The sequence below is a fragment of the Terriglobus roseus genome (assembly GCF_900105625.1).
Classification (GTDB): Bacteria; Acidobacteriota; Terriglobia; order Terriglobales; family Acidobacteriaceae; genus Terriglobus; species Terriglobus roseus_B.
Window position 1 is genome coordinate 1323658 of sequence record NZ_FNSD01000001.1, and the last position, 12919, is coordinate 1336576.

Here is a 12919-nt window from a genome sequence, read left to right on the forward strand (position 1 = left end):
GATCATGTTCTGGGGGTACTCCACGACCCATGCTTCTAGGCGAATCCACAGAGCGGTGAGACTGCTCCGGGTTCTTCTTTTAGCGTTTCTATGCCTGATCCGTGGGTCTGACGACCATTTCGTTTACAGCGACGCGGCGTGGGCTGGCGACAACGTAATAAACTGCCTCGGCGATGTCTTCCGCATGAAGGCGCTCCACTTCTCCGAAGGCCTTCGTGAACCCTTCCCATTGCCCAGCTTTCTGGTCGAAGAGTTGCGTCGCGGTTGCGCCCGGTTCGATGACCGAAAACCGCAGAGACTGCTTCGTAAATTCCTGACGCCAGGACTCTGTCGCAGCGGTGACTGCGAACTTGGTCGCGTTGTAGATCGCTACCTGCGGCGCAGTGAAACGACCTGCCACCGAAGAGATGTTGACTACATCCGCGACGGAGCGTGGACTGCTAGATACTGCGCTCAGTAAATGGGGGAGCGCGGCTTTCGTGACGTACATCAGGCCCCTGAGGTTGACATTCACCATCTGGTCCCAATCGGTAAGCGGAGACTCAATCGACGGCCCATTTAGCATCACGCCAGCAGCATTGACGAGAAGATCTAAGCGTCCGAACTTCTGTATCGTCTTGTTCACGATGGCAGTGGCTTCATCGGCGGAGCTGATGTCCGTAGCGATTCGAAACGCCTTCCTGCCCATCGCGACAACTTCTTTGTCTACGCTCTTCAACTCTTCGTCTCGGCGCGCTACCAGCACTACGTCGGCGCCAGCCGCCGCAAGGCGAATAGCAGTAGCTCGTCCAATACCACTCGACGCACCCGTAACGAGTGCCACCGCTTTGTTGAGATGTCCTGACATAGTCGTCCCTCCCTTGCCCATATGTGCCCGTACAAGTGCTTCCATTCCGTTCGGCATAGTGGATCCTTTCGATCGAACTTTTCCGTGCCGCCCATCAAGCGATGTGGTCTTCGGAGATCCTCCGCCACGTATGATCACGCCGTGCTGATGCTCCGCTCTGTCTGTCGGCGTGGAGCATATCGGTTGATAACCTCTCATCGACTAGAGAGCCTTTTCCTATCAGCAACCACTTGCACTCACAAGCGAGTCACTTAGCTCATTAGGCCAGCAACCGTGAACGGAATCTATTGGACCAAGGTATCGGGCAATACCTTCGTACCGGGACCGAGATCGATCGGTTGGTTGTCCCACTTGGACCGTCCAGATTCTATTGGAGGACTCAACAACCGCTTGCGGATCGAGGAGTCCGCCCGCACAAGCCGCAATGTGTAAACGCTTAGATTCCACGTACGGGGCCGAGTCAGAGACTGACGTTGAGCTAGAGGGGCAGGCCGTCCCGATAGGCGAAATTGCAACGCGTCAGTTGTCCCGACCAATATCTGGCACGGGACAACTAGGGCGTGACTTGCGGAGTCGGTACTTAGATTGGGTAGGCCTGATCTGCCTGCCCAATCGTCATCCACTTGAGTTCGGTAAATTCATCGATGACCGCTCTACCGTCGAAACGGCCATACCCGCTGGCTTTCACACCGCCGAACGGCGCTTGCGACTCGTTCTGCACGGTGGTGCCATTAATGTGCACGGCCCCCGCATCAATGCGCCGACCCACCTGCAAGGCACGGTAGGCATCGCGTCCAAACACGGCGGCGGCCAGACCGTACTGAGTGTCGTTGGCAATCTTAATAGCCTCCTCGATGCCGCTTACCCGAACCACGGTCGTAATGGGACCAAAGCTCTCCTCGTCGTAGATCATCATCTGAGGCGTGCAACGATCCAGAACGGTTGGGCGCATTACAGCTCCTTCGGCGTAGCCCCCCGTGACTAGAATTGCGCCTTTGCTAAGGGCATCGCGGATCAACTCGTTGATCCGCGAGCCGGAGTGAGCGTCAATCAGTGGTCCAACGACAATGGATGAATTTACGGTGGGATCACCGACCGCCAATACTTCCGCCCGCCGTGCCAGCTGTTCAACAAATGCATCTGCCACAGTCTCGTCAACGACAAGACGCTCGGTGCTCATGCAGATCTGTCCCTGATAGATGAAAGCCCCGAACACCGCAGCGTTGACCGCGCCGTCGATATCGGCATCGTCGAGAACGACGAGGGGTGACTTTCCGCCCAGTTCTAGGAGACAGCGCTTCAACACTCGGCCCGCCTTCTCGGCGATGATTTTGCCAACACGAGTTGACCCGGTGAAGTTGATGCGTCGAATCGCTGGGTGATTGATAAGGGTGTCGATGATTTCAGGTGCCGCAGCCGGCGCGTTGAAGACGAGATTCAGCACCCCGGGTGGTAGTCCACCTTCGTGAAGTGCTTCCACAAGTAAAGAGAAGGTTGCTGGGCTCAATTCTGAGCCACGAAGGACTACTGTGTTGCCGCATGCGATCGGGTAGGCTATCGCCCGGGCGCCAAGCACGATGGCCCCGTTCCAAGGCGCAATGCTGAGGACCACACCGACTGGCTGACGTATTGTCATTGACAGCAACCCTGGTCGATTCGTCGGAATCGTCTCCCCGATCGTCTGCGTTGTCAGCCCTGCAGCTTCACGAAAAAGATTTGCCGCCATCGTGACATGCAGGGCGCTCCACATGGCAGATGCACCTACCTCCGCAGCCATGGTCTTGCTTATCACGTCCATCTTGGCTTCAAGCCGATCCGCTGCTGCGAGAAGGATAGTTCGCCGTTCCAAGGGGGTTGTTTGCGACCATGTCTCAAACGCACGTGCCGCTGATTCCGCGGCTAGACATGCATCCTTCGTACCGCCAGCCGCTACAGTGGTCACGACGCTGTCACCCATGGGGTTATAGCGCTCAAACTTCCCGCCGTCGATTGCTTCCACGTGGTTGTTATCAATTATAAGGTTTGCTTTCACGAAATAGTCTCCTGTTTGGGGGGAGTGTCGGCGCGACCAGTTGCGCCCACCGACAGATGAGGTGACAAATGACTAAGGATGAAGAAATTCTCCCGTTATCATTCCTCGCGCGAGCCACTGTCACGCTGGAAGATTTCGACAACTCAGCGCACGCTGTGGCTAACGTCAATGTCCGGAGCCAATTGTTCGATCTTCAGTCCCAAGTGTCGATTCGCTAGAACATAAACACGAAGGAAGGGTAAAGATCCAACTATCGGGCTGGTGTGATTACCGGCTGCGCTCGCAAAAAGTTAGTGACGAGTCTCGCGAACGTTTCAGGCTCTTCGACAAACGGAAAATGACCACTCTTGGGAAGCGCTATGAAGGTTGAGTCCCTGATCGCTTTGTGAATTTTCCATGCCGTGAGGGGAGGAATGTTAACGTCGAAGCGACCGGTCAACACTAATGTCGGAATACGCAAAGACTGCAACTGCGGCCACTGATCCTCTCTTTTCATGGATTCTGCGTTGGCCTCGTAGATTGTCTGGTTGAGCCTGATGCCCTTTGCCGCAGTCTCAAATCTTCGTCGGCTCTCTTCTCCATAAAACATCATTGAAAGATGCCGGCTATATTCTTCATCCTGATGCTTAGGGTCGTTATCGCCTTTGTTCGCAAGGCGGGATTGCTCTACGACGTCCGGGAAGAAACTCTCAAGGGTGCTGCCCCCCTCTTCGTGCCAGTGCGGGCCCGCTGAATCGACGAGAATCATTTTGGTAACATGCTGTGGAAAGGCTTCTGCGTATCCCATCGCGATGTTGCCCCCCCAGGAATGTCCAGCAATGATGATCCTTTCCACCCCGAGGGCTTGACGTAACGCTTCTACATCCGAGATCTGCGCCTGGATGCTCTGCGGTGCATTCGGATTCAACAGATGTGAAGAACCTAAGCCCCGCTGGTCATAGAACACGATCGGCCACTTCTTCGAAATTATCCCCCATGCTTTAGATCGGGAGGTGATTTGCAATGGAAACCCCGGGCCGCCATTCGCGAAGATGATCGGCGTACCAGTAGACTGGGAGAGATCGCCGTGGACCTCAAAGAAGAGATCAACATCGGGGGTGTGTACTAAACCAGATGTTAATTTAATGGGCTGGGCGAAGATTGAAGAAGTGAGCAGGAGTAAAAGAGATAGATACGTGCCCTTTCGTTGTTTAACAATATTCACTTCGGACGAATGCCTTTCCTGGTTTGATGGGACTTTTATGGTTGGGACAAGGCTTGGAATGATGATGGCGATTTGCCTCTCTGGCGTTTGCCAAGCCGATGACCGGTAGGGCCCACTGCTGTGGCCACAGGACGGCCGTTCGCGACAAACGGAATTTCGTTTGCTGCAAAGCAGATTCCTGCCCGCATCCTGCGCTCTTGCGTTTGACTGACACCGCTCGGTAACCTAAGCAGAGCGATGCTCCCTTCGTTCGCGGAAGCGAGAGCGTCTCACCTATGCAGTCTGGACGCGACTCACATAGGTGATTAGGCCAGCCTGAACGGAGGCCGTCTATCAGACGAAGGTATTGGTCGACACCTTCGGAAGATGCCGAGCTTAGGATGGGGAGGGATAAATGATGAAGCCGATTGCCGAGGAATCGTCAACAAGTGAGAACGGTGTGTTGGATTTTCGCCTTATCGTTAACACGATTCCGGGTCTGGTTTGTACCCTCACAGCAGATTGGAATTTGGAAGTTGTTAATCAGCGTCTTTTGGATTACTACGGGATGACGTTTGAAGAAATTCGGGATTGGAAGCACAACGGTGTTGTGCACCCTGACGATCTCGAAGGCGTGATCGAGAAAACCATCCAATCGAGCAAGACCGGAGCACCGCTCGAGATGGAACATCGCTGCCGAAGGTATGACGGTGTCTACCGGTGGTTCCAGGTGCGAGGAATGCCATTGCGCGACGAGCACCACGCTATCGTGCGCTGGTATCTGTTGTTCACGGATATCGAGGATAGGAAACGAAACGAGGCTCTTCAAGCCCAGGAAAATAGCCTTAGCCTGTTCATCAACACGATACCTGTGGTGGCGTGGTCTGCACGCCCTGACGGTTCGATAGATTTCGTCAGCGATCATTACCTAACCTTTGCAGGACTGAAGGCGCCGGAGGCTGATGGATGGGGTTGGACACAATCGATCCACCCTGACGACTTGCCCCGTCTGCTCGAATACTGGCAGTCCGTCGTCGCCGCCGGGACGCCTGGTGAAATCGAGGCTCGAATGCGACGTTTCGACGGGCTCTATCGGGCGTTCCTCTTTCGTGCAACACCCTTGCGTGATGAAGCAGGAGACATTGTCAAATGGTTCGGAACGAGCACCGATATCAATGACCGGAAAGAAGCCGAGGAGAAAGTCCGCCGCAGCGAAGCGTTTCTTGCGGAGGTTCAACAGCTGACACGTATCGGTAGCTTCTCGTGGTGTGTTGCAACCGAGGACATTCGATGGTCGGATGAACTTTACTCGATCTATGATCTCGATCCTTCCCTTCAAATCACTTTCGATTTGTTTGCTCGGCGTCTCCATCCAGATGATCTGAAATATCTGCCGGATATGCTTCAACGCGCTCAGCGAGAAATGGATGATCTGGAATATTCACATAGGATCGTGATGTCGGATGGCGCGATCAAGTACCTCCATCTGAGGGCACATGCTCGTCGCGATCCCGAGGGACGCCTCGAATACATTGGGGCAGTCCAGGATGTAACGCAACGCAAACTCGAGGAGGAAGCGCTCGCAAAGGCCCGACAAGACCTCGCAAATGCTACGAGAATTAGTAGCCTTGGCGTGTTAACGGCTTCCATCGCACACGAAATCAACCAGCCACTTTCGGGAATCGTTACAAACGCGAGTACAAGTCTTCGCATGCTCAGCGGCGATCCGCCAAATATAGAAGGGGCGCGCGAAACTGCCCGCCGGACCATTCGGGATGGAAATCGGGCCTCTGACGTGGTGTGCAGACTGCGAACGCTTTTCAGCAAAGGAGAGATTGCGGCGGCTCCATTGGATCTGAGCGAGGTCGCCAAAGAAGTGATCGCGCTATCGCAGGCCGAATTGCAGAGAAATCGCGTTTCGCTACAGGAGGAACTGGCAGAGGGCCTCCCACAAATCTTCGGCGACCGAATTCAGTTGCAGCAAGTTATCTTGAACCTGCTCCGAAATGCCTCAGATGCATTCGAGTCATTTCATGGTGTGCAAAGGACCATTCGGATTAAGACCGACATTGGGGACGACGATAGCGTGCGTCTCAGCGTCACTGACTCGGGCATCGGCTTTGATCCCGAACTTTCGGAGACGTTGTTCCAAGCCTTTCATACAACGAAGACCAAGGGGATGGGGATCGGGCTCTCCGTGAGTCGGTCCATTATCGAGGCTCATCGAGGAAAAATTGCGGCGAGGCCAAATGATGGCCCTGGATCGACCTTCGAATTCTCGATCCCATACGAGGTCAACGTCGCCAATCGAACTCAAAAAAAAACACCCGGCAATGCGAGTGGTGCGTCCGAGAGGCTGCGTCCACTTACTCCCAGTCCTCGTCTCCTTTCGAACGACATTGATTCCGCAGAACAGTCGGACGACAATGCCTTATTTCGAAAAGCAATACCTAAGGACAATGGCGCGTAAGCCGCGCTCGGGGGATCATAATTTGTGATTCCACTACGTGAAGTCGAACTACGGTTCTTGTGGCCTAGCTCGTGCCTCTGTAGCGGTCGTGCTGGGTATTGGGCCGCTGAGCGCAAGCGGTCGCCCGCCTAAGCTAAATCACCCCAACGGTGACCCAGATATCGCAAAGGGATTCATGAAGACTGCACGTTTGGTTGTTTCAGTGGTTGATGACGACGAATCGATTCGGGAGTCCCTGCCTGACTTGCTCGCTGAATTGGGATTCCAAGCCTACACGTTCGCATCGGCCGAAGCATTTCTTTCATCTGATGGAGCGTCAAAGACCGACTGCTTGCTTCTTGATATCAACATGCCGGGGACCACTGGACTAGATCTTGAGCGGTATTTGAGGCGGAGCGGCTCACAAGTCCCAATCATTTTCATAACCGCTCTGAGAGATGAATCCGCGCGCTTGAGTTTGATCAAACAAGGTGCCGTCGAGTGTCTGTTTAAACCGTTTAGCGACGCCGCGTTGCTCGAGGCGCTTACCAAAGCATTCCGCTAAGACACTCTCTGGATCATTTGGGCCGAGATGACCCGTGTGCGATGATTTTTGAGAACGCATGGCGAAACACTGGGGGATGCATCCATGCAAGAAGTCCTACCGATTGTCTTCGTAGTGGATGACGATGTGTCAGTCCGTGAATCCTTGGAGCTCCTTCTTCGCAATGAGGGCTGGCAGGTCGAGCTATTCGTGTCGGCATCTGATTTTCTCGCCTACGATCCACCTGTGGTTCCGAATTGTCTTGTTCTTGATGTCTCGCTTCCTGGTCTGAATGGGCTCGAGCTGCAAAGGTGTATTGGCTCTGACCGGACTGAGATGCCCATCATCTTTATCACTGGCCATGGTGACATCCCCATGACCGTACAAGCGATGAAGGCAGGAGCAATCGAGTTTCTTCAAAAGCCCTTCAGCGATGAGACGATGTTGAATGCCATTCGCGGTGCGCTGCAGCGCAGTAAACACCTGCTGAGTCGTAAGAATGAGATCCGTGAATTGCGGTCTATGTATGGGCAATTAACCCCGAGAGAGCGTGAGGTCATGGCCTTGGTCGCTGCCGGACTTCCAAACAAACAAGTAGGCAGCGAACTTGGGATTAGCGAGATCACAGTGAAGGCGCATCGTGGTAGCCTCATGCGCAAGCTGAATGCCAGTTCCGTTGCGGATCTTGTGAAAATCGCGACACGGCTCCGCGTCACGACCTCTCGAACGCTAGACGCGCGTGCCGTGGTGTCTGAGAGTCATAGATCGTAAGCACACCGTTCAAGTTGGCACATCTAGCGGTTGAGGTTTGGTAGGACGTCGACGAAGACAAGTCGCGTGGAATGAGCACACCCCACGATCAACGTGTTTGTCCACGTCTACCCGGCTCACTCTCGCCACCCTCGCCGCCGAAGGCGTTTTCTCGCCGACGTCCCCAAGACGAATCTCTGTCAAATTTCGACTCGGCCGATTGCCTATCGCATTCAGTCGAAGCTCTCTGCGATATGGACTGAGACTTATAGGAGGCTCGTTTCAAGGCGCAAGGACCGATACGTTAGGACAATAGATTCGAGATCGTACTTCTGGCTTAATCGTGGATAGGACGTTTCCGCGTTGTTTCGTGCCGCGTTGTTTCGTGTCGCAAAGTAAACGCGACGGCGGTCCTGTGAAACACCGATTCAGGAGAAATCATGAGAATCTGGCAGCTTGAGGGCCAAGGAAAAGAGCATCTACGTATTACCGAACAGCCACGTCCTAGCCCGGGTCCCGGTCAGGTCTTGGTCCGTGCTGAAGCTGTCTCCCTCAACTATCGCGATAAGGCGATCGTAGATGGGAGCTATCCCGCCCGCATCACCTTCCCCATAGTTCCGGGTTCGGACGTTGCGGGTGAGGTTGTTTCGGTGGGCGAGGGGCTTATGCGTTTCAAGGTTGGAGACAGAGTCCTCTCCGTTTTCAAGCAGCGTTGGTTGGATGGGGTTCCCAATCCAGAAGCCAACGCTTCGAATCTTGGCTGGCCACTGACCGGCGTGCTGGCGGAGTACGTCCTACTTGACGAGGACGGCGTCCTCGCATATCCCGCGTATCTAACTGCCGCGCAGGCTTCGACCTTGCCCATTGCAGCGGTAACGGCATGGGTCGCCCTCTTCAAACACGGCCAGCTCAAGCCTCAACACACAGTTCTTGTGCAAGGAACTGGGGGTGTTTCCTTGTTCGGTTTACAGCTCGCACTTGCGCATGGGGCGCGTGTCATAGCCATATCGCGGAGCGAGGAGAAGATTCAACGGATCGAACAGCTGGGTGCCTCTGCGATGATCAATTCGTCGGTAATGCCGAATTGGGAGGAGGCGGTACGGCTCCTCACCTCGGGCGAAGGCGTAGATCAGATTCTTGAGGTCGTGGGCGGCGATTCGTTGCGACACTCCATTAACGCGGCGGCCTGGGGAGCCCACATCGCAATTATTGGTTTCCTTGAAGGTAAGACCTCAAGTATTTCCTTACCGGACCTCATGATGAAATCGCTCAAAATCCACGGCTTCTCTGTGGGTTCCCGCAAGGATACGGAAGAACTACTGTCGTTCCTTGAAGTACATCGAATCGAGCCAGTGATTGATGCGGTCTATGATTTCGTCGATTTGCCGGATGCCCTCGATCATCTCGACCGAGGCCCGTTTGGGAAGATCGTAGTGAAACTGCGATGAGAACACTTGCAATTGAAAGCCTGCCACCAGTGACCTTCCCGTCGCCGGTAGTTCCGAGAACAACGTAGGTAGAGATCTTCTTTACTACCACTGGAGCCGGAGCAGAAGGAGTGGAGCACATGTCAAAGGTATGGTTGATAACCGGCTGCGGAAGCGGCTTGGGTCGGGAGATCGCTGAAGCGGCTCTCCGAGCGGGTCAGCGTCTCATCGCCACCGCACGAAATCCTGAAATGCTTGAGGCGCTCAAAGCCACCTATGGCGACCAGGTTCGGACAGTAGCACTCGATGTGACCGACGAACGTGCCGCCGAAGCCGCAGTTCAACTCGCGGTCGATGCGTTCGGACGTCTCGATGTTCTCGTCAACAATGCAGGATACGGACACATAGCCCCGTTTGAGCAGATCAGCCCAAGGGACTTCAAAGCTGTGGTGGATACATCTTTCTATGGTGTTGTCTTCACCACACGCGCTGCTGTCCCCATCATGCGAAAGCAAAAGAGCGGCTGGATCGTACAAATCTCCTCGATCGGTGGACGACTGACCGTGCCCGGTAATTCGCCGTACCATGCGGCGAAATGGGCAGTCGGCGGCTTCAGTGATTCAGTCGCCGCGGAGGTTTCCCCGTTCGGAGTCAAGATGGTCACACTGGAACCGGGTGGTATCCGAACGAATTGGAATCCAAGGGCTCGGCAGAACATGCCTGAGCTGATGCCCGAATATCAGGCGTCCGTCGGACCGATCTATCAATGGCTGAAGGATGGCGCAGGTCACGAGGAGAGTGATCCACGCAAGATCGCCAACGTCATTCTGACGTTGGTGAAAGGGGATAAGGTGCCACGGCGCCTCATTCTGGGCGCGACAGCAGCTGCGTACCTGAAGCAATGGGACCTAAGCCGTCTCGCAGAAACAGAAGCATGGCAGTCCCTGACGGAGTCTACAACCGCAGACGATGCAACACCTATGTTCCGAGTCCATCTCGACTAAGAGGAAGCGCAACGTGCAGCGGAATCAACTTTAAGTCCTGGCGGCGCATCGTCGATTCAACGCAGCCCATGCCCGGTCCCGTCAAACGCATGACGATACCTTCATGCACCGGTGCTGCAGGCCTGTGGCGGGGGTGCCTCATTGACTGAATACGAAGCACGGAGCTAGCGTGTCGATGGCGGCGTTAGGAACTGGTGGAGGAGAACGGGCTCCCCGCCTTCATCACGGGTAAGTTTGCCTTCGATCACATGCCGCGCATGTAACGTCGCGGTGAAGTTCGTTCCGTCTTCGAAATCGACAGACACTTCCGGACCATACGGGCCGTCCTCATACAGCGTGAGCGAACGAACGACACGACCGGCCACATCCTTGCACTCGACCAAGGTCCGTCCCTCCTTCCAGCGATGATGGAGCGGAGAATATCACACTCATCGTGTGTAGACTCATAGTGGTCAGGGACCGAAGCATGGAGATGTGCCTGCTCCTTCCCTCAAAACCCTTTTCGGCAAGTCCATCCGGACGTTACGGGAAGAGCGTGGGTACTCGCAAGAGGAATTAGTGGAGCGTGCGGGACTCCATCGGAACTACATCGGTGGGATCGAACGTGGCGAGCGCAATGTCGCTCTTGAGAACATCGGCAAGCTCGCCAAAGCGCTAGCCGTCCGCAGTCGCGACCTCTTTGATTCTCTCCCGTAAGTCGCAGCGTTGGTTCCGTCTTTCGACAACAAGTCACCATAGCGCTTGCAAATGAGCCAGCGCAGCTAGTGTTCATCTCTATAGGAGCTTCTCGCCCCGTCGATGCTCCGAAAGAGCCTAGCAACCCTTGAACTTGGGAAGGTAGAAAGACGCGCTTGTCTTTGGGGGACGCGCCGCAGGCAGCCAAGGGGAAAAGTGCAGGAAGGGGGAACGTCGTCCTGCCGCGCAGCCGGCGAGCGGGGGCCGGAGCCAAAGCGGGAACGTGGGTGCAGGGAGAAACCGAAGCGGTGTCTTCCTGCGCGTTTTGGAGCAAAACGAAGCGAGGAGCGGCAGGTTCGCCGCCCCTCGATGGATGGGACGCTAAGCCGCTTTCTTGGCCTTTGCAACGGGTTTGGCTTCGGGCTTGGGTTCTTTCTTCGCCTTGGCTTTGGCTGCGAACTCCTGCCTGACTTTCTGTCCGATGGCTTCGGCGTCCACCTTGTACAGCGTTGCGGCATCCTTCAGGATGGCAGTTCCGCTCTGGCGGGAAGATGCCAGAAGGATTGTGGCCTCGACCGTTAGCCGGGACAACGTGCCTTCATCGGCGCGACGCATGAAGGCTGTTAGCGTCTTCGCGATGCCCCCTCATCCCGCTTCTGCCGGATGCCGTGCTGACGCGCCAACGTCTCGATGCGTGGCTCATCCAAGACCGCAACCAACTTCTCCAGCACAAAGAGCAGATCGCGCTTGAGCAATCGAACCGGGACGGCGGCGGCTATGGCGGAGAGGACACGAAGCCCGGTTGCATTGGCAATGGCTTGATCGCGGCGCTGCTTGTCCTGCTCTGCCTTCCATCGCGCCTCCTCCCGTCCGCTGGCTTGCTTGGGATGATGCACCGGGCAAGTCGAGTTCGCGCATACCTTGTGGATGGTGCCGACATCGCTGCCCTCGGTGATGATGGCCTCGGTGGTGTACTTGCACTGCTTGAACTCGGGACGCTTCGCCTCGTCGTCGGACTTAGGGCGGTCATCTCGAAGTGCGGTGTACCTGTTCCTTGGGAGAACAGGGCTTCCTTCCTGCTGTACACCGTAAGCAGTGCTGATCTGTACCAGTTCCGGCTTCGCGGCAATCGTCTTCGCAACGTGCGCGCCCACCTTGGCCTGATAGCAGCTTGGGTCGGTGCATTGGTCCCCCTGCTTGCCAAGGTCATCCCCGAAGAGAAGCTTGTTGTGACCTGTGCGTTTCGGGCAGTCGGCACAACTCCCAGCCGTCGGCACAAGCTGTGCGTCGCGTTTATTGAACGGTGCATCTTTGAGGATGAGCAGGACGTTGGTTGCAATCCAGAATTGGAGATTCCGAACAGGCAGGAGTAATCTTGCGGGTTTGTCGCCATTGGCATAGACCTCTTTGAAGCAAGCTTTGAGAGCTTGCTCCTGCTGATCGGCTGGCAGCTTTGCCAGTAGCAGCGCATGTCCTACGCCGATGCTGTCGGCATAGAAGGCTTCGACGGCTGCGGGTGCGAGATCGGTTAGCTTGAGACGCTGTGCCACAAAGGCAGGAGTCTTGCCAACCTTGGCGGCGATCTGCTCGATGCTGTACTTAGGGTCCTCCAAGTCCAGTAAGGCGCGGAAGCCCTGTGCTTCTTCCATCGGGTGAATCTCGGCACGAATCAGGTTCTCGACTAGCTGTGCCTCTAACGCGGCGGCATCGGACAGGTTGACGATGCGCACAGGAACGGTGGCCTGTTCAGCGATCTGCGCGGCGCGGTAACGCCGAGCACCTGCGATGATCTCGAAGCCGTTTTCCGTGAGCGGTCGAACGAGCAAGGGCGAGAGAACACCCTGGCTGCGAATGGAGTCTGCCAACTCTTTAAGGGCGGTTTCCTCGAAGGTGCGGCGCGGATTGGTCGTGGATTCATTCAAGAGAGCAAGCGACACGTCGCGGTACTCGGTGGCATTGATGATCTGGGTTTCCATAACAGGAGGCTCCTTTCGAGCGGTTGAGGGCT

The 12919-nt window shown here is 55.6% G+C and carries 12 protein-coding genes; 6 read left to right on the forward strand and 6 right to left on the reverse strand.

Annotated elements, in window-relative coordinates:
* Positions 1–88 precede the first annotated feature (88 nt).
* From BLW03_RS05245 to BLW03_RS05255, 3 genes are all read right to left on the reverse strand, one after another.
* Positions 89–847, reverse strand: a complete 759-nt coding sequence (locus tag BLW03_RS05245; protein WP_074655788.1) for an SDR family NAD(P)-dependent oxidoreductase — start codon at positions 845–847, stop codon at positions 89–91.
* Between the two features lie 580 nt (positions 848–1427).
* Positions 1428–2879 (reverse strand): aldehyde dehydrogenase, encoded by a 1452-nt coding sequence (locus BLW03_RS05250; protein WP_074652666.1) that lies wholly within the window; start codon positions 2877–2879, stop codon positions 1428–1430.
* A gap of 250 nt (positions 2880–3129) precedes the next feature.
* Positions 3130–4083, reverse strand: coding sequence for an alpha/beta fold hydrolase (locus BLW03_RS05255; protein ID WP_074652667.1), 954 nt, complete (start codon positions 4081–4083; stop codon positions 3130–3132).
* Between the two features lie 394 nt (positions 4084–4477).
* On the opposite strand from BLW03_RS05255, the gene BLW03_RS05260 reads away from it, so the two are divergent.
* The 5 genes from BLW03_RS05260 to BLW03_RS05280 all read left to right on the forward strand — a co-directional run bounded on the left by BLW03_RS05260 (position 4478) and on the right by BLW03_RS05280 (position 10236).
* A complete protein-coding gene (locus tag BLW03_RS05260; protein WP_074652668.1) occupies positions 4478–6532 on the forward strand; it encodes a PAS domain-containing sensor histidine kinase in 2055 nt (684 codons plus the stop codon).
* Between the two features lie 175 nt (positions 6533–6707).
* Positions 6708–7076 (forward strand): response regulator transcription factor, encoded by a 369-nt coding sequence (locus BLW03_RS05265; RefSeq protein WP_074652669.1) that lies wholly within the window; start codon positions 6708–6710, stop codon positions 7074–7076.
* A gap of 84 nt (positions 7077–7160) precedes the next feature.
* The gene (locus tag BLW03_RS05270; protein ID WP_074652670.1) at positions 7161–7826 is read left to right on the forward strand and encodes a response regulator transcription factor; all 666 of its coding nucleotides are present in this window, start codon (positions 7161–7163) and stop codon (positions 7824–7826) included.
* A gap of 419 nt (positions 7827–8245) precedes the next feature.
* Positions 8246–9253, forward strand: a complete 1008-nt coding sequence (locus BLW03_RS05275; protein ID WP_074652671.1) for a zinc-dependent alcohol dehydrogenase family protein — start codon at positions 8246–8248, stop codon at positions 9251–9253.
* Between the two features lie 119 nt (positions 9254–9372).
* Positions 9373–10236 carry an SDR family NAD(P)-dependent oxidoreductase gene (locus BLW03_RS05280; RefSeq protein WP_074652672.1) on the forward strand — a complete coding sequence of 288 codons (864 nt, stop codon included), beginning with the start codon at positions 9373–9375 and terminating at the stop codon, positions 10234–10236.
* A 164-nt stretch (positions 10237–10400) separates the two neighbouring features.
* Here the strand turns inward: BLW03_RS05280 and BLW03_RS05285 are convergent, their stop codons facing one another.
* Positions 10401–10619 carry a hypothetical protein gene (locus tag BLW03_RS05285; protein ID WP_074652673.1) on the reverse strand — a complete coding sequence of 73 codons (219 nt, stop codon included), beginning with the start codon at positions 10617–10619 and terminating at the stop codon, positions 10401–10403.
* Positions 10620–10710: 91 nt separating this feature from the next.
* Between BLW03_RS05285 and BLW03_RS05290 the strand changes: the two genes are divergently transcribed.
* A complete protein-coding gene (locus BLW03_RS05290; protein WP_074652674.1) occupies positions 10711–10932 on the forward strand; it encodes a helix-turn-helix domain-containing protein in 222 nt (73 codons plus the stop codon).
* A gap of 360 nt (positions 10933–11292) precedes the next feature.
* Here the strand turns inward: BLW03_RS05290 and BLW03_RS21190 are convergent, their stop codons facing one another.
* Together BLW03_RS21190 and BLW03_RS05295 are read right to left on the reverse strand one after the other, a co-directional pair.
* Positions 11293–11526: a hypothetical protein gene (locus tag BLW03_RS21190; protein WP_348270831.1), complete on the reverse strand. Its 234-nt coding sequence runs from the start codon at positions 11524–11526 to the stop codon at positions 11293–11295.
* Positions 11527–11534: 8 nt separating this feature from the next.
* A complete protein-coding gene (locus BLW03_RS05295; protein WP_348270832.1) occupies positions 11535–12887 on the reverse strand; it encodes a ParB/RepB/Spo0J family partition protein in 1353 nt (450 codons plus the stop codon).
* Between the last annotated feature and the right edge of the window lie 32 nt (positions 12888–12919).

Bases quoted from the DNA above. Each gene is read 5' to 3' on its own strand.
- BLW03_RS05245 (WP_074655788.1), bottom strand. From the start codon at position 847: ATGTCAGGACATCTCAACAAAGCGGTGGCACTCGTTACGGGTGCGTCG.
- BLW03_RS05260 (WP_074652668.1), top strand. From the start codon at position 4,478: ATGATGAAGCCGATTGCCGAGGAATCGTCAACAAGTGAGAACGGTGTG.
- BLW03_RS05265 (WP_074652669.1), top strand. From the start codon at position 6,708: ATGAAGACTGCACGTTTGGTTGTTTCAGTGGTTGATGACGACGAATCG.
- BLW03_RS05270 (WP_074652670.1), top strand. From the start codon at position 7,161: ATGCAAGAAGTCCTACCGATTGTCTTCGTAGTGGATGACGATGTGTCA.
- BLW03_RS05275 (WP_074652671.1), top strand. From the start codon at position 8,246: ATGAGAATCTGGCAGCTTGAGGGCCAAGGAAAAGAGCATCTACGTATT.
- BLW03_RS05280 (WP_074652672.1), top strand. From the start codon at position 9,373: ATGTCAAAGGTATGGTTGATAACCGGCTGCGGAAGCGGCTTGGGTCGG.
- BLW03_RS21190 (WP_348270831.1), bottom strand. From the start codon at position 11,526: ATGCGTCGCGCCGATGAAGGCACGTTGTCCCGGCTAACGGTCGAGGCC.
- BLW03_RS05295 (WP_348270832.1), bottom strand. From the start codon at position 12,887: ATGGAAACCCAGATCATCAATGCCACCGAGTACCGCGACGTGTCGCTT.